Source organism: Silvania sp., assembly GCF_051656365.1.
Lineage (GTDB): Bacteria > Pseudomonadota > Gammaproteobacteria > Enterobacterales > Enterobacteriaceae > Enterobacter > Enterobacter hatchlandensis.
Map to the genome: position 1 here is coordinate 1 of NZ_JBOGBT010000105.1, position 20,966 is coordinate 20,966.

Here is a 20,966-nt window from a genome sequence, read left to right on the forward strand (position 1 = left end):
ACCATCACCAAATGGACCCCGCGGCGCAAGCGCGGTTCCTACCTGGGCATGTGGAACATCTCCCACAACCTCGGCGGTGCGGGTGCGGCTGGCGTGGCGTTGTTCGGGGCCAATGTCCTGTTCGACGGTCACGTGATCGGCATGTTTATCTTCCCGTCGATCATCGCCCTGGTGGTCGGTTTTATCGGTCTGCGCTACGGCAGCGACTCCCCGGAATCGTACGGCCTCGGCAAAGCGGAAGAGCTGTTTGACGAAGAGATCAGCGAAGAGGACAAAGAGACCGAAGAGAACGACATGACCAAATGGCAGATCTTCGTCGAGTACGTGCTGAAGAATAAGGTCATCTGGCTGCTGTGCTTCTCCAACATCTTCCTGTACGTGGTGCGCATTGGTATCGATCAGTGGTCTACCGTCTACGCCTTCCAGGAGCTGAAGCTCTCTAAAGAGGTGGCGATCCAGGGCTTTACCCTGTTTGAAGTGGGCGCCCTGGTCGGCACCTTGCTGTGGGGCTGGCTGTCGGATCTGGCCAACGGTCGCCGGGCACTGGTGGCCTGCGTGGCGCTGGCATTGATTATCGCCACCCTCGGCGTTTACCAGCATGCCAGCAACCAGTATGTCTACCTGGCCTCGCTGTTTGCGCTCGGCTTCCTGGTGTTTGGCCCGCAATTACTGATTGGCGTAGCCGCCGTTGGCTTCGTGCCGAAAAAAGCGATCGGCGCTGCCGATGGAATTAAAGGCACCTTCGCTTATCTGATCGGCGACAGCTTCGCCAAGCTGGGACTGGGGATGATTGCCGACGGCACGCCGATCTTTGGCCTCACCGGCTGGGCGGGCACCTTTGCCGCGCTGGACGCCGCCGCCATCGCCTGTATCTGCCTGATGGCGATGGTCGCAGTGCTCGAAGAGCGCAAAATCCGTCGCGAAAAACGCCTGCGTCAGTTACACGCTGCCTGAGTGCACAGGTGACGTTTTGCCCGGCCTCGCGCCGGGCTTTTTTATGCCCGCCGCTACGCGCGTCCGGCTATCTTTTTTCCTGGCGCTGTTCCACTGTTTATCCGTTCATTAATACGGCGTTGTCTGCTGTTGATGCGTAGCATTTCCCGATATCATGCTCGGCTAACCGTAAGGAGAGTTCATGGTCTGGATAATGCTGGCTACGCTTGCCGTGGTGTTTGTGGTGGGCTTTCGCGTCATGACGTCGGGGCCCCGGCGCGCCATTCGTCGTCTGAGCGAGCGTCTGGGGATCACCCCGGTTCCCGTGGAATCGATGATCGACCAGTTTGGCAAAAGCGCCGGCAACGAGTTTATCCGCTACCTTGAACGCCCGGACGAGTCCCATCTGCAAAACGCCGCACAGGTGCTGTTGATCTGGCAGGTGTGCATTGTCGACAGCAGTGAAAATAACCTGCTGAGCTGGTATCGCCTGCTGCGCAAGGCGCGGCTGGCCGCGCCAATTACCGATGCCCAGATCCGTATGACGCTCGGCTTTATGCGCGATATGGAGCCGGATCCGTATGAGCTTAACGCCTTCCAGCTGCGCTATAACCAGCTGTTCCTGCCGGAAGAGGGTGTTTTCTACCTGCACTGATTCTCGTCGGCGGGCGAAGTGAACAATAGTTGTCAAAACGTTAAATGGATCACATTTAAGATGTTAAACTGCGCGGCTTTCCGCTCATTTTATCTTCAGGTGATTCATGACAGAACAGATCCACTCCGCCCCTTCGCCCCATGCCAAAGCGGTGTCGCGCCCTAACTGGTCGGCGGTTTTTTCCGTGGCGTTTTGCGTCGCCTGCCTGATTACCGTGGAGTTTTTACCGGTCAGCCTGCTGACGCCGATGGCGCAGGATCTGGGTATTTCCGAAGGGTTAGCGGGCCAGTCGGTGACCGTCACCGCCTTTGTCGCCATGTTTGCCAGCCTGTTTATCACCCAGGTGATTGGCACCACCGATCGCCGTAAAGTGGTGATCCTCTTTTCTGTGCTGCTGACCCTCTCCTGCCTGCTGGTCTCTTTTGCCGATAGCTTTGCGCTACTGCTGCTGGGTCGCGCCTGTCTGGGACTGGGGCTTGGCGGATTCTGGGCGATGTCGGCGTCACTCACCATGCGGCTGGTGCCGGCGCGCACGGTGCCGAAAGCGCTGTCGGTGATTTTTGGTGCCGTCTCCATTGCGCTGGTGATCGCTGCGCCGCTGGGCAGCTTCCTCGGCGGCATTATCGGCTGGCGTAACGTCTTTAACGGCGCCGCGGTGATGGGCTTGCTGTGTATTCTGTGGGTGTGGAAAGCGCTGCCGTCGCTGCCGGGCGAAGCCGCGCATCACAAGCAGAACATGTTCAGCCTGTTGAAGCGCCCTGGCGTGCTGGCGGGGATGAGCGCCATCTTTATGGCCTTTGCCGGGCAGTTTGCCTTCTTTACCTACATCCGCCCGGTGTTTACGAACCTGGCCGGGTTTGACGTTGATGGTCTGACGCTGGTGCTTTTAAGCTTCGGTATCGCCAGCTTTGTGGGTACTTCGCTGTCGGCGCAGTTCCTGAAACGCTCCCTGAAGCTCGCCCTCGCGGGTGCGCCACTGGTGCTGGCCATCAGCGCCGTGGTGCTGATCCTGTGGGGCAGCGACAAGTGGGTGGCGTCGGCGGTTGCGATTATCTGGGGCTTTGCTTTTGCGCTGATCCCGGTGGGCTGGTCGACGTGGATCACCCGCTCGTTGGCCGATCAGGCGGAAAAAGCCGGTTCCATTCAGGTAGCGGTGATCCAGCTGGCGAACACCTGCGGGGCGGCGGTTGGCGGCATTGCGCTTGACCATCTGGGACTGACGTCACCGCTGGTGATTTCCGGCACGCTGATGCTGATCACCGCGCTGCTGGTGGCGGGGAAAGTGAAGGCGCAGTAAGTAAATTCCCCCCTCACCCTAACCCTCTCCCCACAGGGGAGAGGGGACTGCCCGGTGCCGTCTTTTCCCCCTCGCCCCTATGGGGAGAGGGCCGGGGTGAGGGGCAATGGCTACGCGGATTTCTGTACGCGTCTGCGTGAATCCATCGAAATCAGCACCACCGATGACACAATCAGCAGCGTGCCCAGCCAGTCAGGCAGGGTAAACGCCACCCCCAGCAACATCACCGACAGCAGGGCGCTACTCAGCGGCTCGGCACAGCTCAGAATGCTCGCTTTCGGGCCACCAATCATCTGCGCACCTTTCAGATACAGACTGAAGGTCACCGCCGTACCGATCACCACCAGGTAGAAGAATGCCAGCAGCAGGCTGCCATCAATCACAAAAGTGGTGTCGCGTCCGGCATAGAAGGGGGTCAGCATTAATCCAGCCAGCAGCATACTCCAGCCGACAATCGGCAGCGTGCCGTAGCGGGCAATCAGCGTAGACGGATAGGTGGTATAAAACGCGGCGGCGAAGGCGGAGGCGATGCCCCAGCAGAGCGCGGCAGGGGAGATGGTCAGCGAGGTCGGATCCCCGTGGGTCACCAGTAAAAAGGTGCCGATAAGCGAAGTCATGATCGCCGCCAGCACAAACATGCCCGGGCGCTTTTTACGCGCCAGCGCGAACCACGCCACGATAATGGTCGGCGACAGGAACTGCAGCACGGTGGCGGTGGCGGCGTTGGATTTTTCGATGGTGACCAGGAAGGTCAATTGGACGATAAGCGCCCCGAACAGGGAAAAAATCAGCAGGCTGATGGCGTCTTTACGATTTTTGATGACCGAGAAAATCTTGTCGCCGTGCACAAACGACAACGTCAGCAGGATCACCCCGGCAAACAGCAGACGAACCATGGTGAGGTAAGGCGAGGAAATATGACTTTTCTCCATGATGTACTGCGCGCAAACCCCTGAACTTCCCCATAAAATGGCGGCGACCAGGACATTCAGCATCCCTCTTTTTGTGGCACCCATGTTCTCCCCTGCGATGTGTTGGTTGTGATTCGGCCAACAGAATAGCATGGGATCTTGCCAGGTAGGGTGGTGGGATAGGTGCGGCCTGATGCCCTCACCCCGACCCTCTCCCACAGGGAGAGGGCGCAAACATTAAAAACGACAACGGACGTTGCCGTTTTGCTTTTACTTTAGAACCAGGCTTCCCACATGGCGCCGACGTTGAAGTCGTCCAGCGTCTCATCCTTGGTGTTGTTCACGCGGGCGGTGCGTTCGTTATCCACCTTACCGCCGGTGACGTAGAAGCGCAGCATCGGACGGAATTCCGGGCCCATGGCGATAGACATGTTCTGCGACAGGGTCAGCTTCCAGCCTTTGTTATCGCCGCCGTTGTCGTAATCAACGTGCTGCCAGCCCGCTTCCAGCCAGGTGGAGTGAACGTCGTTCCACCAGTGCATTGGACGGACGATCGCATTGTAGTTTTTGCGGTTGTCGGTTTTGTCACGGCTGTTATCGAAGTCGTGGAAGGCCAGAATGTACTCCACCTGCGTTGCCTGGGTGAATTTATGCAGCCCTTCGAAGCTGGCGTACACCGTGGTCAGATCCTCGGTTTTATTGAATACGCTGTTGTCTGAGTTATCCGAGTAACGGGCGATCACTTTGTTTACGCCGCTGTCGTTGGTGTGGCTCAGCACCGCGCCGCCCTGCCAGGCGTTCATGCGCGCGTCGGTGTCGATGGCTTTCGAGTCAAAGCCGTAGTTAGCGTAGATTTCCACATCCACCGGGCCGAGCTTCATGCCGTGGATTTTGGAGGTTGCCGCGTAGTTGCCTTTGTCGCCGGTGCCGGAGCCGCCGGTACAGGTGATGCGCGATGGGTTGGCTTCGTCATTCATGACCTGCGGGCTACAGGATTCGACCGCAGCCACGGTGGCGACGTCAAACTGTACGCCGCCGATGTCGAAGTTCTTCACCCCGGCACCCTGGCCGTCGTGGTTCATCCAGAAGTAGTCGTTGATGCCCTGTTGCGGACGCTGGTGGAAGTCACGACCGGCCCACAGATAGGCGTTCGGATTGGACTCCAGCACGTTCGTCACGCCCGCGTAGGCTTTTTTCAGGTTAACTTCGTCGCCCCAGTGGTCGATCATCACGTTGACGTCCCAGATGGCACCGTTTTCGCTCCTGAACGCTTTGGAGAGCTGGAACTCACCGCCGTTGCCTTCGTTACCGAGACGACCAATCGCCGAGGCGCCGTTGTAGGAACCGTCCACGGCTACGTATTTCTGATCGGCAGCCTGGAAGTGCGCGCCGTAGCGGGCGTAACCGGTAAATTTAATCCCGAACGGGATCGCCATATCCGGCGATTGCGCGGCGCTTTGCGGCTCGTTGAGGACATCGGCTTTTTTCGCTACTGCAGCATCCATTTTGGCCTGACGATCGGTCAGGGCTTTGTCCACCGCTTTGGCCACAATGGCGTCGATTTGCTCCTGAGTAAACTCCTGTGCGAGGACAGAAACTGGGCAAAGCGCGGCGAGAACCGCCATTGTTAATGGAAGTTTTTTTATCATGTTCATGGTTATCTCAATATAGTTTAATTTTATTCAGACAATAACCATCCCATTTCGGTTGGACATTAATTGTCGCTATCACCAAAAGAAGGGGGGTTTATATTTTATAGGTACAGAGGCGTTACGCTATTATCGTGACAATATCTCCATTACTGATATTCAATTAATTAGCGCTGGTATAAATGAATAATCTCTTCGGATAATTCACGGGCCAGCAGCGAGTTCATTAAATGATCCTGGGCATGTACCATAATTAACGTCATCGGCTGGCGGGCTTCGCCTGCGTCCTGTTCGATGAGTTTGGTCTGCATATGGTGTGCCTGGCGCGAGTAACCATCGGCTTCGCGCAGCAGGCTTTTCGCTTCGTCAAAGTTGCCCTGCCGCGCAGCATGCAGTGCTTCAAAGCACAGGCTGCGCGACTGACCAGCATTGACGATGATTTCCATTACCGCTTCTTCTAAGGCAATCATCATCTTTTCTCTATTTATCGAAACTATTATTCAGAGAGGTGGCGGCAAACCACTCTCCACTCTTTTTAATGGTACGCTGCTGCGTGGTAATATCCAGCTGGACAAAACCGTAGCGGTTTTTATAGCCATTGCACCACGACCAGTTATCAATAAATGTCCACATATGGTAGCCAAGACAGTTACAGCCTTCGCTAATACCTTTGTGCAGCCATTTAAGGTGTTCGGAAATAAACTCGATGCGGTATTGATCGTTAATTTGACCGTCTTCAATAAAACGCTGCTCGTTTTCGACGCCCATGCCGTTCTCAGAAATAAAGCAGCGTGGGTTGCCGTAATTATCGCGCAGATTAACGAGAATATCGTAAATACCCGGCTCGTAAATTTCCCAGCCGCGGTACGGGTTCATTTTACGGCCCGGCATCTCGTAGCTGTCGAAGAACCATTCCGGCATAAACGGCGCCAGCGGATTCACGGCAGATTCACGTGCCTTCACCCGACGCGGCTGATAGTAGTTCACCCCCAGCAGGTCGATTTTGCCGTCGGCAATCAGCGCGCTGTCTTCGGGCCGACAGGCAGGCAGCTGATCGTGTGCTTTCAGCAGCGCCACCAGATCCGCCGGATATTCACCGCTCAGCACCGGGTCGAGGAAGCTGCGGTTAAACAGCAGGTCGGCATGGTGCGCGGCTTTCACATCCGCCGGATTCTGCGAACGCGGATACGACGGGGTCAGGTTCAGCACGATGCCAATCTCACCGGCAAAATGCCCGGTGCGGAAGGCGCGAACCGCCTGCGAATGTGCCAGCACGGTGTGATATGCCACGGTGGTTGCACGACGGAAATCGACCACGTTCGGGTAGTGGAAGTCGTACAGATACCCGCCCTCTACCGGCACAATCGGCTCGTTAAAGGTAAACCAGTGCATTACCCGATCGCCAAACAGCTCAAAACAGGTTTCGGCATAGCGGGCATAGGCTGCCACCACGTCCCGGTTTTCCCAGCCGCCAATCTCCTGCATCGCCATCGGCATGTCGAAGTGGAACAGGGTCATAAACGGCGTCACGCCCTGGGCCAGCAGTTCGTCGATCACCTGATTGTAAAATGCGACCGCTTCCGGATTCACTTCACCGATACCGTCAGGGATCAGGCGCGACCAGCTTATCGAGGTGCGAAAGCTATTGTGGTTCAGCTGCTTTAACAGCTGAATGTCCGCTTTCCAGTTCTGATAGAACGTGGATGTATTCTGCGGCCCCACCCCATTGTGAAAGCGATTCGGTTGCTGGGCGAACCAGTGGTCCCAGGTGGTTAATCCTTTGCCATTGCCCTGGCTTTCCCCTTCGGTTTGCAATGCGGAAGCCGCGCTACCCCACCAGAAGTTCTCGGGAAATGCATATTTCATAAAACGTCCTCTTTGACTTAGTTACCGACGGTTTCAGCGGCACCTACGGTTGCCTGCGCTTTTTGCTCTTCGTTTTTCATCAAAGAACGTTCATAAGCACGCAGGAACGGTAAATACATCAGCGCCGACATCGCCATACAAATGAAGCACATCACTACCGGACTCAGGGCCCAGTTTGCCGCCCAGGAGGCGCCAATCGGTGCCGGGGTGGTCCACGGCGTCAGTGACACAACCTGTGCCAGCCAGCCGAGTTTGGTCGCGCCATACGCCAGGCAGGCGTTGATCATCGGTACGAACACGAACGGGATAAACAGCATCGGGTTCATGATGATCGGTGCGCCGAACAGAATCGGTTCGTTGATATTAAAGAAGCTTGGCACAACGCCCATTTTGCCGATGGTGCGCAGGTGCGTTACGCGGCTGCGCAGCAGCAGGAAGGCCAGCGGCAGCGTTGAGCCCACCCCGCCAATCAGCAGGTAGTGATCCCAGAAGCCTTGCAGATACACGTGCGGCAGGGCAGCACCGGCAGCCAGTGCTGCCTGGTTAGCGGACAGGTTCGCCATCCAGAACGGGTTCATGATGCCTGTGACGATCAGCGCGCCGTGGATCCCGGCAAACCAGAAAATCTGGCACAGCAGGACGGAGAGCAGAATCGCTGGCAGGGAGTCAGACGCCGACACCAGCGGCTCCAGCAGGTGCATAATCGCCTGCGGGATGATCATCCCGGTCTGTGCTTCGATAAACAGGTTCAGCGGGTGCAGAGTACCGATCACCACAACCACCGGGATCAGGATTTCAAACGAACGCGCCACGCCGGTTGGCACTTCTTTCGGCAGACGAATGGTGACTTTCTTCTCTTTCAGCCAGGCATACACGCGGGTGGCGTAGATAGAGGTGATAAGCGCGGTGAAAATGCCCTGGCCCGACAGATACTGGGTGGAGATTTTGCCGTCGGCATAAGGTGCCGCCACCAGCAGGAACGCCATAAAGGCCAGCAGACCGGACATCACCGGGTCGAGATTAAACTGACGACCCAGGCTGGCGCCAATCCCTACCGAGATAAAGAAGGTCATCACCCCCATGCTGAGGTTGAACGGCAGCATCAGCTGTTCGCGATAGGTCTCGGAGAAATCGAGCCAGCCGCGGGCAAAGCTGTTGGTGGTGTCCGCTGAGAACGGCGGGAAGATAAACACCAGCATAAACGAGCCGATGATCATAAACGGCAGCGCGGCGGTAAAGCCGTCGCGGATAGCAATCACGTACTTTTGCTGGCCCAGCTTGCCCGCCAGTGGCGCAATGGACTGCTCAATGACGGCAACCATAGATTGATATAACGAACTCATGAGAACACCTTTTAGTGTGCCGCTTCAATGAGCGACAGAGCATAGTCCAGCACTTTATCACCACGCTGCATACCGTAATCCATCATATCAATGGCTTGTACCGGCACACCTTGCGTAGCAGCCTTGTCTGAGAGCGTTTTTAACATGTATTTGACTTGCGGTCCGAGAAGCACGACCTGGTATTGCGGAAACTGCGTATCAAATTCGGACACGCCATAGGCATCAATTTTGACCGGTAACCCGCGTTCTTCTGCGACTTCGACCATTTTCCGCACCAGCAAACTGGTGGACATCCCGGCAGAGCAGCACAGCATAATCTTGAACATCGACATCCCATCCTCAAAATGTAAACAGTTATTGCGGAGATGATTGGATAACATATGGAAACCGGTTTCCATTGATATAGGACAGAAGTGTGACACCCATCAAGATCCATTGCTTATGGGGGTTGGATATCGGATTTCGGTCACGATTTTTGGCGGTTTTTACATCAAATGGATGGAAACGGAAAATCGGTTTCCATGGAAAACGGAAACAGCTATACTCCTGAGTGGCTATAATATGGCCGGTGCGGGATTAGGAATTACAGGTGCCTGGTGCGACCTGTCAGAGGATAAAGATGTCTACAATCAACGATGTATCACGTCTGGCCGGGGTGTCCAAAGCCACGGTATCACGGGTGTTGAGTGGGTCGCGCGGCGTGAAGGAAGCCAGTCGCCTTGCGGTACTGAAAGCAGTCGATGAGCTCAACTATCGGCCGAATGTCATTGCCCAGTCGCTGCTGAGCCAGTCCACCGGCTGTATCGGTGTGATTTGTGCGCAGGACAATATTAACCAGACTACCGGCTATCTGTACGCGCTGGAAAAACACCTCAGCCAGCACCAGAAGCACCTGCTGCTTCGCTTCGCCAACACCAAAGCAGAAGTCATGAATGCGCTGGATGAACTCTCCTGCGGGTTGTGCGATGACATTCTGATTATTGGCGCGCGCTTTCCGCTGCAGATCGAGCAGGAGAACGTCATCCTGGTGGACTGCATGGAGTCAGATAACGTCAACAGCATCCAGTTTGACCATGCGTTTGCCGCAGAAACCGCCTGCACTTTTTTAGCCAGCCAGGGGCGACGTCAGATTGCCCTCATCCAGCCTCAGGGCAGCGGATTCGCTGACCAGGTGCTGCTGGGTTACAAACATGCGCTGGAAAAAAACTTTCTGCCGTTTAATCGCAATCTGGTGTTTATGGAAGCCACCTCATCGTCAGTGGCATTACAGGAACTGCTGCATAACGCCAGTACGCTGAATTTCAATGCGCTGCTGGTGGCCGACGAGCAGGAAGCGCAGCGGGTGATCCCGCAGCTGCAGGCGTTCAATAAATCGGTGCCGGGCGACATCATGGTGTTCAGCCTTGCCGGCTCCCTGCATCTGCCGGGGATCCCGACCATTCCGGCGATTGAATACTCCATGGATGCGATGGCTGCACGGATCGTCAGCTGGCTGGATGAAAAAACGCAGATGCTGGGGTCATATGTGCTGCGCGGGGATTTGATTATTCCGGATATGCGGCGATAAAAATTAAGGGGGCGTGATGGCCCCTTTATGCGTAATCAGTAATCCTCCATGCAGTCCACCCGACTGACGGCATCCCAGTACCCGTCCTGGTTGTTGCGCTTCATCGCCACCACCGCATTCTTGACCAGCATCTGATTTGCCTCAGAAGACATAATCATTTTTTCCCATTCCTGGTTGCTCTGCTTGCGCTGCGGGGCGCAGGCTTTCTTCACATCCTTCAACACCAGCTGCTTCATCTGCTCAAGTTTTACCGGGTCATCCATTTCCTGTGCATCCTCCGCATGGACGAAGGCGGCAAAAAGCAGGCAGACGACGAGGCAAAACAGATGTGCTGACTTCATGATGACCTCCGGAAAAAACCACACACGTTCCTGTGAAATATATAGTTACATCCGCATTTGCGACCCAAGCCGAAAGTATTAATTTTCCCAATAGTTGCGCAGGGGTAGGAATAAGCGTAGCCGCAGTTTTTGGCGGACAGGCAAGCCTGAAAGAAATTTTTGTGATGGCCGTGACAAGGCGATAAACAAAGGGTGATGCGGCTCGCAAAGGCATTTTTAAGCCGATCTAAGTGTGAGATAGTCCATGTACAGCGTAACGGGAGAATGATATGCAGCTGACGATCACCGACACCATCACCGAACAGGATCAAGAAGAACTGTTGCAAGGATTACGCGCCTACAACGGGCAATTTATCGATTTTACCATTGTGGGAGGCGATATCGCGGTGTATGCCCGCGACGACAGCGGCACGATGCGCGGCGGGCTGATCGGCAGGCGGGTGGGGGAATGGCTGGATATCAAATATCTGTGGGTGTGCAGCGAGACACGCACCAGCGGAGTGGGTACGCAGCTGATGCAGATGGCCGAAGAGGAAGCAAAGCGCCAGGGCTGTCGGCATTCGCTGGTGGATACCCTCAGCTTCCAGGCGCGGCCATTTTATGAAAAGCAGGGCTATCAGCTGAAAATGACGCTGGACGATTTCCCGTACCAGGGCATGCAGCGGTACTACCTGTCGAAGGCGCTTTAGGGGCCAATCCCACCACCAATGACCGCCAGCGCATGGCGCACGATGCTCTCCGGCGAGAGGGTGTTTAACCTCTCGTCACTACGCATCCGTGAAAAAGGCACCAGCACCAGGCTTAACAGGGTAGTGAACAGCAGCGCGGGCTCCAGATTGCGGTTTAGCTTTCCCTCCTGCTGCCAGCGGGCGAGGGTATTCAGCGTGGTCTGATATTTCTCATCGCCAAACCGGGCCTGTAGGTGCGATCGCAGCACCGGCATTTCCCCTATGACTTCCTGCATCCACAGCGGCGCGAACCAGTCGTGCTCGACGGCCAGGGCGGCGAGCTGCTTCACCATCAGGGTCAGGGCGGCCACCGGATCGTCCGGATGGGTACTGAACGTCGCCCCGATCGCGCTGCGCAGCGGCAGAAAACGCTCTTCGATCATTGCATCCAGCAGCTGTTCCCGAGAGTTAAAATAGTAGTGCAGCATCGCCGGCGTCACGCCCGCCTCTTTGGCAATGGCGTTGAGCGAGGTGCGGGCAATCCCCTGACGCGCAAAGAGATTCAGGGCAATATCTAGCAGCTGTTCCCGGCTGGTGGCGGTGGGTTTGCTTCCGCGCGGTCGCCCGGGGCGGCGCGCCGCTGGCTTGAGGTCGGAATTATCTTTATGTGCTGGCATGTGCGGAGGATCTCTTGACCGAATACATAACTTCATTGAATATTAATTATCTCATTAATTAATTTCAAGCGGTGTTTTATGACGTCTGATTCCTCGACTCAAACCCAAAATGCACCCTCAGTGCGGCTGCTGTTCAGCGCGCTGTTGCTGGTAATGCTGCTCTCTGCCCTCGATCAGACCATCGTCTCCACGGCGCTACCCACCATCGTGGGGGAGCTGGGCGGCCTGGATAAGCTCTCCTGGGTAGTTACGGCTTATATTTTGAGCTCCACGATTGTGGTGCCGCTATACGGCAAGTTTGGCGATCTTTTTGGCCGCAAAATCGTCCTGCAAATCGCGATTGTCCTGTTTTTGCTGGGCTCCGCCCTGTGCGGGCTGGCGCAGAATATGACCCAGCTGGTGCTGATGCGCGCCCTGCAGGGGCTCGGCGGCGGTGGGCTGATGGTGATCAGCATGGCGGCTGTGGCCGACGTGATCCCGCCTGCGGATCGCGGCCGCTATCAGGGCTTATTCGGCGGGGTCTTTGGCCTGGCGACGGTTATCGGCCCGCTGATCGGCGGCTTTATCGTGCAGCACGCCTCCTGGCGCTGGATCTTTTATATCAACCTGCCGCTGGGGCTGTTTGCTCTGCTGGTGATTGGGGCGGTATTCCGCGGCAGTGCGAAGCGCAACACGCATGAAATCGACTATTTAGGAGCGATTTATCTCAGCATGGCGCTGCTGTGCATCATCCTGTTTACCAGCGAAGGGGGCACGGTACGCGAGTGGAGCGACCCGCAGCTGTGGTGCATTCTGGCTTTTGGCCTGACGGGCATTGCCGGGTTCATCTATGAGGAGCGTCTGGCGTGGGAGCCGATTATTCCGCTGTCGCTGTTCCGGGATCGCAGCTTCCTGCTTTGCAGCCTGATTGGATTCATTATCGGCATGTCGCTGTTTGGCTCGGTGACCTTCCTGCCGCTCTATCTGCAGATTGTCAAAGACGCCACCCCGACCCAGGCCGGTCTACAGCTAATCCCGCTGATGGGCGGGCTGCTGCTGACCTCAATTATTAGCGGTCGCATTATCAGCCGCACCGGCAAATACCGCCTGTTCCCGATCCTCGGCACCTTGCTGGGTGTGGTCGGCATGACGTTGCTGACGCGGATCACCGTTGATTCGCCAATCTGGCAGCTGTATCTGTTTACCGCCGTGCTGGGGATGGGACTGGGTATGGTGATGCAGGTGCTGGTGCTGGCGGTACAGAACAGCGTCTCAGCCAGCCAGTACGGGGTGGCAACCTCGGGCGTGACCCTGTTCCGCTCGATTGGCGGGGCGATTGGCGTGGCGCTGTTTGGCGCGGTATTCACCAACGTATTGCAGTCGGGTCTGATGGCACGGATACCCGAGGGCAGCGAACTGCCCCGGGAGTTGAATCCGACGGCGATACATCATCTGCCTGACGCCCTGCGGCTGGACTACCTGGACGCCTTTGGATCCGCCATCCACGCCGTATTTATGCTGGCCGCCGCCATAATGGTGCTGGCGTTTGTGCTGTCGTGGTTTTTACGTGAAACGCCGCTGAAGAAGGGGCAGGCGTAAAATTAGCGGTTCATCTATTTTTTGCGAGTCGCTTTCTGAATTTGAATGACCAGACTTGTCTTCCCCGCCGGTTCTTACTGATTATGACTGGAGCATATTCGGGGTCAGGGGCAGGATCCGACATTACTAACTGAGCGTTGTATCTAATATTGGGGCAGGTCAGCGATCTTTTCAAACTCTCAGAGAGATCGCTTTACCACCTAAATTATTATTCACCTCTGGCTTCGATCCGTACTTCGCCTATGTCGAATATGATTTCCGCTGGGGATATTTTCATGGTTTTGTCATCTGCAATAGCTCTTGCTTTTCTGACTGCTATGTCACCGCCAATAATTGGAATACCTTCACACCATGTCAATCTAAGCTGACCTCTTTTAGGATTGTTTGATGGGGTTGTGATGCTATAACCTTGTTCACCGTTTGAAACGACTTTTAATCGCCACGTTGATCCATCGTTGGTGAACCCAATATCGATACGGTCACCTTTTTTGAATCTTGCCAGTGACATAATATTTTCAGGGATCCTTATCGTCATAAACCTAACTAATTGATTGTTATTACTACGACAAATCTGGGTGATACTTAGGTTGTTTGTGACAGGAAGTCGACCGGCTTTACCTCCCCTATTTTTGATGACTTCACTTACCGATATAAAATCGGTCGGGTTATGGTCTTTCATATCATTGTCCTTAAGCCAGTTTAACTGTTTCATAGATGAATACCTAACAAGAGACTCGTGGCAAAAGGTTAGTGCTATAGGATTTTAAATTATTGAGTTATATCAAATGGATTTCTGTGCATTGATGTTTTTATTTGTGCAATGCCACATTTGATAACATACTTCAATATATGTATTGAGAGATATTATTGTTATTTATTATTCCTTATGCTCAGGCTCTCGTGTCTTATGGTGTTCATTAGTCCTGGTTGTGTTTTTGACTTTGCACATATCGTTTATAACTAAACATTATTACTGATTCCTTTTCGTTTTTTCGCCTGCCGCTGCGTTGTCGATATAGTCGATAAAACATTAATCAAAAGGAACTGTCTGGTGAAACTTCGATTGGGTGCTGTTCTTCTCGCGGGTCTGATACTGGCGGGCTGTGACCAAAGCGGCGGCGATGCTAAACACATCAAAGTTGGCGTGATTAACGGTGCCGAGCAGGACGTGGCAGAAGTGGCCAAAAAAGTGGCGAAGGAGAAATTCGGCCTCGACGTGGAGCTGGTGGGGTTCAGCGGCTCGCTGCTGCCAAACGATGCGACAAGCCACGGCGAACTGGATGCCAACGTCTTCCAGCACCGTCCGTTCCTGGCCGAAGATAATAAGGCCCACGACTACAAGCTGGTAGCGGTCGGCAATACCTTTGTGTTCCCGATGGCGGGCTATTCCCGCAAGATCAAATCGGTGACCGAGCTGAAAGACGGCGCGACCATCGCCATCCCGAACGACCCCACCAACCTGGGCCGCGCGCTGCTATTGTTGCAAAACGAAAAGCTGATCACCCTGAAGCCGGATACCGGCCTGCTGCCGACGGCGCTGGATATCACCGCGAACCCGCGTAACCTGAAAATTATGGAGCTGGAAGGGGCGCAACTGCCGCGCGTGCTGGACGATCCGAAAGTGGATGTAGCAATTATCAGCACCACCTATCTCCAGCAAACCGGGCTGTCGCCGGTGCATGACAGCGTCTTTATCGAAGACAAAAACTCGCCGTATGTGAATATCATCGTGACGCGTGACGAGAACAAAGAGGCGCAGAACGTGAAGGAGTTTATCCAGTCGTATCAGTCGCCGGAAGTGGCGAAGGCGGCAGAGACTATCTTTAACGGCGGGGCAGTACCGGGCTGGTAACCGAACGCATATGGGGCACTAGCGATCCTCCCGGCGATGCCAGAGGTCGACAATATAAATCGCAGCGCCCCGTATTTCATAATGCACTTCATATTCATCGAAGATCATTTTCCTGACTTCGCGCGGTTGATAGCGGGTCAGGTAAACGCCCATTGCAGGGCAATTCCCGAGGCTTGTCGTGCCTTCGATAAGTCTGTCGAGTACGTCGTTAGCATGCTTGCGGCTGTACTGCATGGCAAACTGATAAATCCGTTCAAGATCGTCCTGAGCTTTCCGTGTCCAGAATATTTCCATGAATTACTCTTTTTTCAGGCGTGCCGCAAAATCCACAATCTCTGAGTGGCTGACTACCCTTCCGGCATCGACATCCGCAAGCCCTGTCAGGATATCGTTATGTCGGCGTTCCCGCTCTGCCAGCATGAACGTTAGCGCTTCTTTGATGATCCAGCTTTTTGAACGGTCCAGCTCCTGGGCCAATTTTTCGATAGCCATCGCCAGTTCTACAGGGATTTGTGCGCTGATGGTCTGTTTAGCATGCGATCGCATTGCTGGCCTCGTTTAATAACAGTTAATAACTTTTATTAATCTAGCATGGTTGTGCCGGAAATTGCACCCGGCATCATCCTTAAGAATGTTGGCCCGATCTCATCGCTTAATGCCCTTTTGCCCACATCCTGATACCTCTCCTCCGGCTATCCTTTCGGCATAACACACCGGAGAACCGCCATGAACATCACCCACATTCGTAACGCCACACAGCTAATCACCTACGCAGGTAAGCGCTTTTTGATTGACCCAATGCTGGCACCAAAGGATGCATATCCTGGTTTTCCTGGCACCGCCCGCGCTGAGATCCGCAACCCGATGGTTGAGCTGCCTTTTGCTGTCGACACCCTGCTGGATGTTGATGCGGTGATCGTGACCCACACCCATGACGACCACTGGGATCAGTACGCTATTGAGCTGCTGGCTAAAGACAAACCGATTTTCGTGCAGCATGAGCATGACGCACAGCTGCTGCAGAGCCAGGGTTTCACCCATCTGACGGTACTGACCGACAGTAGCTATTTTGACGGGATCCAGCTAAGCAAAACCCACGGAGGCCAGCACGGCACCGACCGCGCCTACGCCGTGCCGGAGCTGGCAGAACGCCTCGGCGAGGCCTGCGGCGTGGTATTTCGCCATCCTGACGAGAAAACGCTGCTGATTGCGGGTGACACCATTTTGCGCCCGGAAGTGGCCGCCGACCTGGAGCTACATCAGCCGGACGTGGTGGTATTGAATGCTGGCTACGCGCACGTGATCGGCTTTGGGCCGATCATTATGGGTGCGGAGGATGTGCTGAACGTGCACTACCTGCTGCCGCAGGCCAGAATCCTCGCTGTCCATATGGAGGCGATCAATCACTGCCTGCTGACGCGTAGCGCGCTGCGGGAATATGTTGATGCGAACCTGATTGGCGATGCAGTCACCATTCCGCAGGATGGGGAAAGCGTTATAGTCTGAGCAGCATCCGGGCAGAGGAGAACCGAGTGACGCTAACAACTGTGGCGATTGTCGCCGTCGACGGGTTCAGCCCCTTTCACTACTCTGTGCCCTGCATTTTGTTCGGTGACAGCATCAGCGGCGAAAAGCGCTTTGATGTGAGCATCTGCGCCGAAACGCCGGGAATGCTGACCTCCCGCGACGGTTTCGCCCTGAATGCGACGGACGATTTTAGCGCCATCGGGCGGGCAGATATTGTGGTGATACCTTACTGGGCGCACGTCCTCCATCGCCCGCCCCAGACGCTGCTCGACAGCCTGGTGCAGGCGAGAAATCACGGCGCGGAGATTGTCGGGCTGTGTCTTGGGGCGTTTGTGCTGGGTTACGCGGGTATTCTGGACGGTAAACGGGCCGCGACCCACTGGGAGTTTGAACGACAGTTCCAGTCGTTGTTCCCGGCGGTCTCACTGGATATCAATGCCCTGTACGTCGATGACGACCGCATTATTACTTCCGCAGGTACCGCGGCGGCGCTGGATTGCTGTCTGTACATTATTCGTCAACGTTTTGGTAGCACGGTGGCGAACCAGATTGCCCGACGGATGATCGTTCCACCGCATCGCGAGGGCGGACAGGCGCAGTACATCGCCCAGCCGGTACCTGAAAATACCCGCGATGCACGCATTAACAGCCTGATCGATTACCTCCAGCGCAATATCGCCCAGCCACTGAGTCTGGATGCACTGGCGGAGAGAGTCGCGATGAGTCGCCGCACGCTGACCCGCCACTTTATGAAAGCGACCGGCATGAGCGTCGCCGGGTGGCTTACTGCTGAACGCCTGCGCCGCAGCCAGCTATTGCTCGAGGCAGGCACGCTGCCGATCGACACGGTGGCGGAGCAGGTAGGGTTTCTTTCTGCGGTGACCTACAGGCAGCAGTTTAAAGCGCGCTTTGGCGTCAGCCCGGCGGAGTGGCGGAAAACCTTCCGCACGCGACTGTAGGTCGGATCCACCCGGCATTACCCCAGCCGCTCCATCCTCGGCGTGTCCAGCCTTACGGTTTAAAACCGTACGGAATCACAGTGTTATAAGCAAAGTGCAAAAAAAAGACGACAGTGAGGGTGTCGTCTAAAAGGGGTACTGGTTGGGGCCTCTTTAGGTCAATGGGGCCTTCGCATTTTTACGGTCAGGCTACCGCCAGCCGCAATCCCAGCGCGTCGGGATAGGGGGTGAAGTAGTTTTGCGTCTGCAGATATTTATCCGGGTACTCCGCCAGATAGTGCTTCAGCAGGGTGATGGGGGCGAGGAGCGGCAGCAGCCCGTTGCGGTAGCTGAGGATCACCTCGCTTAACTCCGTGCGTCGACGGGTGTTGAGCTGCTCGCGGAAATAGCCCTGGATGTGCATCAGTACGTTGGTGTGGTTCTTGCGCGAGGCGGGCTGTTTGAGGATCGCCATCAGCTTTGCCCGGTAGGCGACAAAAAATTCCTCAAGGCTGTCCCACTCGTGCATGCGGGCGACAAACGGACCGATCTCACGATAGCCCGGCTGATCGTGGGCCAGAAGCTGCAGCTTGTAGCGGCTATGATAGTCCAGCAGCGCGCGGCGGGTTAAGCCGTTTGCCCGCAGAGTGTTGAGCTCGTAGAGAGCAAAAATGCGCTCGATAAAGCTCTCGCGTAACGCCGGGTCGTGCAGGCGACCGTCTTCTTCTACCGGCAGCCAGGGATACATCTCCAGCAGGGCGGCGGTAAACAAACCGATGCCCTCTTTCGCCCCGCGATCCCCGTTTTCATTGTACAGCCGCACCCGCTCCATCCCGCAGCTGGGAGATTTGGCACAGACGATAAAACCCGCAAGATCGCCGATTTTAGGCAGGTAATCCGCAGCAAAATCCGCCATTTTTTGCGTAACGTCATCAAAAGGGGCATGGCAAAAACGCATGCTGATTTCGCCGGGGGCGATCTTCGTGAGGTGCAGCGCCGGGCGCGGGGTCGGCAGACCGATCGCCATTTCCGGACAAACCGGTCGGAAGGTGACCCACTGGGACAGTTCATCCATGACAAAGCCCATCCGCTTATGTCCGCCGTCGAAGCGAACGGCGGACCCGGTCAAGCATCCGCTAATACCCAGTACAGGTTTTGTTGTCATGGTGTACACCTCCAGAGGTTATACTTAAAACTTACACAACATGTCTGTTTTGTCCAGGTATTGCCGAGGCTACTTTTTATTATTAATATTTATCAATGATTTTTAACTGCCCTTGTAGGTCGAGTAACCGTACTGGCTGAGCAGAAGAGGAATGTGCAGCTTTTCGTTGGTGCGGGTGACGGTAAACAGCACCGGGATTTCCGGGAAGAACGATTCCAGCTTGTTCGCATGGAAGTAATTCGCAGTTTTGAACGTCACTTTGTACACGCCGGGCTGCATATCCTGATCGGCAGGATAGAGCGATTTAATCCGGCCATCCTGGTCCGTTTTGCCGTTGGCAAGCGGTGTCCACGTATCCTGCTGCTGCTTCTCCAGCGTGACGGTAACGCCCGGTGGCGGGGTACCGGTTTGCTGGTCAAGAATGTGCACGCTCAGGGTGCCAGCGGGGGCGCTAAAGGCGGCAGGGGCAAAGGCCAGTGAGGCAAGGGCCAGCAGAGGTAGCGTTTTTTTCATGATGTTTTCCTGTGGAGTGGTAAGTGACAGGAAAACGTTAGCACTCCCGGCGCAGGAAAATATTCAACTTTCTGTGACAACTCCCGCAGGAGAAAATAATCAGAGGATAATCACCTCAAGGGAAAGCTGCTGCTGCCACTGTTCAACCTGCTTTTTGCGCGCGGCAGTGAGTTTACCGCGGGTGACTAACAGCCATTTACGGTCCGGGAAAATCTCCGGGGCCAGGGTGGCAGGGGGAATGGGCAGGATATCAATACGGTGGCCCTGACCGGTGCGGATTAAGGCTTCGAGCCAGATTTCGCATGGATCGTTCAGGTGCCAACCGCTGAGCAGGATGTTGTCGCCTGCCGCTTTTTTATCGCCCTCAAGGCAAAACGAGGTGTAGGCGATGATGATGCCATCGAGGATCTCGCGCAGAGTCATGGCGGCGGGTACGTTGGCCGACACCTGGCTGCGCAGCGGGCGCAAGACGTTTGCGACCAGCTCCGGTCGCGGGTACTCGCGACCCGCATCGTAAATCAGCTGGCGCAGGGAATCGATTTTCCCCGCCTGCAGACGTTGCAGCATGTTCTGCTGCAGGGTTTGCCAGTTGTTGGTGCGGCCCGGTGCCGGACGTTCCAGCAGCGCCTTCACCTGGCCTGGCGGCACGCCTTTTTTCACCCAGTCGAGGATTTTCAGCGCCTGCTGGACGTCCTCTTCGCTGTACTGGCGATGGCCGCCCTCGGTGCGCTGCGGCTTGAGTAAACCGTAGCGACGCTGCCACGCCCGCAAGGTAGTGGCGGTGATCCCGCTGAGTCTGGCGAATTCGCCGATGGAGTAAGCCATGCCTGCACCCGAAGAGGAGGAATAATCTTAATATACTACGAATATTTCCCGGCGGGATGAAGCGCCACCGCGCTGCACTACACTTTAATTCCAACCGCGCAAATGAAAGGAATTCTGATGAAACTATGGCCTGTTGTGACCGGTGTCGCCATTGCGTTGACCCTGGTTGCCTGTAAATCCCCCACGCCGCCCAAAGGCGTGCAGCCCATTACGGGCTTTGATGCCAGCCGCTATCTGGGCAAGTGGTACGAAGTTGCCCGTCTGGAAAACCGCTTTGAGCGCGGTCTGGAGCAAGTGACCGCCACCTACGGTAAGCGCAGCGACGGCGGGATCAGCGTGCTCAACCGGGGATACGATCCGATGAAGCGCAAATGGAATGAGAGCGAGGGTAAAGCCTCCTTCACCGGCGCTCCGACCACCGCAGCGCTGAAGGTCTCATTCTTCGGCCCGTTCTATGGCGGGTATAACGTCATCAAGCTGGACGATGACTACCAGTACGCGCTGGTCAGCGGCCCGAACCGCGACTATCTGTGGATTTTGTCGCGCACGCCAACCATTCCGGATGCGGTGAAACTAGATTACCTCGATACCGCGCGCGGCCTGGGTTTCAAGGTTGATGAACTGGTCTGGGTGAAGCAGTAAAGATCGTGCTTTCTTCCTG

At 55.6% G+C, this 20,966-nt stretch carries 24 protein-coding genes; 10 read left to right on the plus strand and 14 right to left on the minus strand.

Features of this window, described 5'->3' with window-relative positions:
* The 3 genes from uhpT to nepI all read left to right on the plus strand — a co-directional run.
* On the plus strand, positions 1 to 954 hold a 954-nt coding region (uhpT, locus tag ACRDD5_RS20545), incomplete at its 5' end, for a hexose-6-phosphate:phosphate antiporter (protein ID WP_438677831.1).
* Between the two features lie 181 nt (positions 955 to 1,135).
* Positions 1,136 to 1,588 carry a DUF1198 domain-containing protein gene (locus ACRDD5_RS20550; RefSeq protein ID WP_271283023.1) on the plus strand — a complete coding sequence of 151 codons (453 nt, stop codon included), beginning with the start codon at positions 1,136 to 1,138 and terminating at the stop codon, positions 1,586 to 1,588.
* 106 nt (positions 1,589 to 1,694) lie between these two features.
* The gene (nepI, locus tag ACRDD5_RS20555; protein WP_438677832.1) at positions 1,695 to 2,885 is read left to right on the plus strand and encodes a purine ribonucleoside efflux pump NepI; all 1,191 of its coding nucleotides are present in this window, start codon (positions 1,695 to 1,697) and stop codon (positions 2,883 to 2,885) included.
* A gap of 110 nt (positions 2,886 to 2,995) precedes the next feature.
* Here nepI and ACRDD5_RS20560 read toward each other — a convergent pair whose 3' ends face one another.
* From ACRDD5_RS20560 to ACRDD5_RS20585, 6 genes are all read right to left on the minus strand, one after another.
* Entirely contained in the window at positions 2,996 to 3,901 is a 906-nt protein-coding gene (locus ACRDD5_RS20560) for a DMT family transporter (protein ID WP_438677833.1), read from the minus strand.
* A gap of 170 nt (positions 3,902 to 4,071) precedes the next feature.
* A complete protein-coding gene (locus tag ACRDD5_RS20565; protein ID WP_438677834.1) occupies positions 4,072 to 5,451 on the minus strand; it encodes a carbohydrate porin in 1,380 nt (459 codons plus the stop codon).
* 161 nt (positions 5,452 to 5,612) lie between these two features.
* The gene (locus ACRDD5_RS20570) at positions 5,613 to 5,915 is read right to left on the minus strand and encodes a PTS lactose/cellobiose transporter subunit IIA (protein ID WP_271267036.1); all 303 of its coding nucleotides are present in this window, start codon (positions 5,913 to 5,915) and stop codon (positions 5,613 to 5,615) included.
* A gap of 10 nt (positions 5,916 to 5,925) precedes the next feature.
* Entirely contained in the window at positions 5,926 to 7,311 is a 1,386-nt protein-coding gene (locus ACRDD5_RS20575; RefSeq protein WP_438677835.1) for a glycoside hydrolase family 1 protein, read from the minus strand.
* A gap of 17 nt (positions 7,312 to 7,328) precedes the next feature.
* Complete coding sequence (locus ACRDD5_RS20580) at positions 7,329 to 8,654, minus strand: PTS sugar transporter subunit IIC (protein WP_271283018.1); 1,326 nt, start codon at positions 8,652 to 8,654, stop codon at positions 7,329 to 7,331.
* A gap of 11 nt (positions 8,655 to 8,665) precedes the next feature.
* Positions 8,666 to 8,980 carry a PTS sugar transporter subunit IIB gene (locus ACRDD5_RS20585; RefSeq protein WP_271266889.1) on the minus strand — a complete coding sequence of 105 codons (315 nt, stop codon included), beginning with the start codon at positions 8,978 to 8,980 and terminating at the stop codon, positions 8,666 to 8,668.
* A gap of 293 nt (positions 8,981 to 9,273) precedes the next feature.
* Here ACRDD5_RS20585 and ACRDD5_RS20590 point away from each other — a divergent pair, with 293 nt between their 5' ends.
* Entirely contained in the window at positions 9,274 to 10,221 is a 948-nt protein-coding gene (locus tag ACRDD5_RS20590; RefSeq protein ID WP_271283017.1) for a LacI family DNA-binding transcriptional regulator, read from the plus strand.
* A 35-nt stretch (positions 10,222 to 10,256) separates the two neighbouring features.
* On the opposite strand, the gene ACRDD5_RS20595 is transcribed toward ACRDD5_RS20590, so the two are convergent.
* Entirely contained in the window at positions 10,257 to 10,562 is a 306-nt protein-coding gene (locus ACRDD5_RS20595) for a YicS family protein (RefSeq protein WP_271283016.1), read from the minus strand.
* A 269-nt stretch (positions 10,563 to 10,831) separates the two neighbouring features.
* Between ACRDD5_RS20595 and ACRDD5_RS20600 the strand changes: the two genes are divergently transcribed.
* Positions 10,832 to 11,251, plus strand: coding sequence for a GNAT family N-acetyltransferase (locus ACRDD5_RS20600; protein WP_438677836.1), 420 nt, complete (start codon positions 10,832 to 10,834; stop codon positions 11,249 to 11,251).
* Here ACRDD5_RS20600 and ACRDD5_RS20605 read toward each other — a convergent pair.
* A complete protein-coding gene (locus tag ACRDD5_RS20605) occupies positions 11,248 to 11,907 on the minus strand; it encodes a TetR/AcrR family transcriptional regulator (protein ID WP_271283014.1) in 660 nt (219 codons plus the stop codon). The genes ACRDD5_RS20600 and ACRDD5_RS20605 overlap by 4 nt on opposite strands.
* A 78-nt stretch (positions 11,908 to 11,985) precedes the next feature.
* On the opposite strand from ACRDD5_RS20605, the gene ACRDD5_RS20610 reads away from it, so the two are divergent.
* Positions 11,986 to 13,485 carry an MDR family MFS transporter gene (locus ACRDD5_RS20610; RefSeq protein WP_438677837.1) on the plus strand — a complete coding sequence of 500 codons (1,500 nt, stop codon included), beginning with the start codon at positions 11,986 to 11,988 and terminating at the stop codon, positions 13,483 to 13,485.
* 208 nt (positions 13,486 to 13,693) lie between these two features.
* On the opposite strand, the gene ACRDD5_RS20615 is transcribed toward ACRDD5_RS20610, so the two are convergent.
* Positions 13,694 to 14,197, minus strand: a complete 504-nt coding sequence (locus tag ACRDD5_RS20615) for a hypothetical protein (RefSeq protein WP_438677838.1) — start codon at positions 14,195 to 14,197, stop codon at positions 13,694 to 13,696.
* A gap of 339 nt (positions 14,198 to 14,536) precedes the next feature.
* Here ACRDD5_RS20615 and nlpA point away from each other — a divergent pair, with 339 nt between their 5' ends.
* Positions 14,537 to 15,337, plus strand: coding sequence for a lipoprotein NlpA (gene nlpA, locus ACRDD5_RS20620; RefSeq protein WP_438677839.1), 801 nt, complete (start codon positions 14,537 to 14,539; stop codon positions 15,335 to 15,337).
* Between the two features lie 18 nt (positions 15,338 to 15,355).
* Here the strand turns inward: nlpA and ACRDD5_RS20625 are convergent, their stop codons facing one another.
* Complete coding sequence (locus ACRDD5_RS20625; RefSeq protein ID WP_438677840.1) at positions 15,356 to 15,631, minus strand: type II toxin-antitoxin system RelE/ParE family toxin; 276 nt, start codon at positions 15,629 to 15,631, stop codon at positions 15,356 to 15,358.
* A 3-nt stretch (positions 15,632 to 15,634) separates the two neighbouring features.
* Entirely contained in the window at positions 15,635 to 15,883 is a 249-nt protein-coding gene (locus ACRDD5_RS20630) for a CopG family ribbon-helix-helix protein (protein ID WP_438677841.1), read from the minus strand.
* A gap of 180 nt (positions 15,884 to 16,063) precedes the next feature.
* On the opposite strand from ACRDD5_RS20630, the gene ACRDD5_RS20635 reads away from it, so the two are divergent.
* Positions 16,064 to 16,843 (plus strand): MBL fold metallo-hydrolase, encoded by a 780-nt coding sequence (locus tag ACRDD5_RS20635; RefSeq protein ID WP_438677842.1) that lies wholly within the window; start codon positions 16,064 to 16,066, stop codon positions 16,841 to 16,843.
* Between the two features lie 26 nt (positions 16,844 to 16,869).
* The gene (locus tag ACRDD5_RS20640; protein WP_438677843.1) at positions 16,870 to 17,823 is read left to right on the plus strand and encodes a GlxA family transcriptional regulator; all 954 of its coding nucleotides are present in this window, start codon (positions 16,870 to 16,872) and stop codon (positions 17,821 to 17,823) included.
* Positions 17,824 to 18,007: 184 nt separating this feature from the next.
* On the opposite strand, the gene ACRDD5_RS20645 is transcribed toward ACRDD5_RS20640, so the two are convergent.
* From ACRDD5_RS20645 to ACRDD5_RS20655, 3 genes are all read right to left on the minus strand, one after another.
* A complete protein-coding gene (locus tag ACRDD5_RS20645; protein WP_438677844.1) occupies positions 18,008 to 18,967 on the minus strand; it encodes a YbgA family protein in 960 nt (319 codons plus the stop codon).
* Between the two features lie 102 nt (positions 18,968 to 19,069).
* Positions 19,070 to 19,480, minus strand: a complete 411-nt coding sequence (gene uraH / locus ACRDD5_RS20650) for a hydroxyisourate hydrolase (RefSeq protein WP_438677845.1) — start codon at positions 19,478 to 19,480, stop codon at positions 19,070 to 19,072.
* A 99-nt stretch (positions 19,481 to 19,579) separates the two neighbouring features.
* Positions 19,580 to 20,305: a MerR family transcriptional regulator gene (locus ACRDD5_RS20655; protein WP_438677846.1), complete on the minus strand. Its 726-nt coding sequence runs from the start codon at positions 20,303 to 20,305 to the stop codon at positions 19,580 to 19,582.
* A 117-nt stretch (positions 20,306 to 20,422) separates the two neighbouring features.
* Here ACRDD5_RS20655 and ACRDD5_RS20660 point away from each other — a divergent pair, with 117 nt between their 5' ends.
* The gene (locus tag ACRDD5_RS20660) at positions 20,423 to 20,947 is read left to right on the plus strand and encodes a lipocalin family protein (protein WP_438677847.1); all 525 of its coding nucleotides are present in this window, start codon (positions 20,423 to 20,425) and stop codon (positions 20,945 to 20,947) included.
* Positions 20,948 to 20,966: the final 19 nt, after the last annotated feature.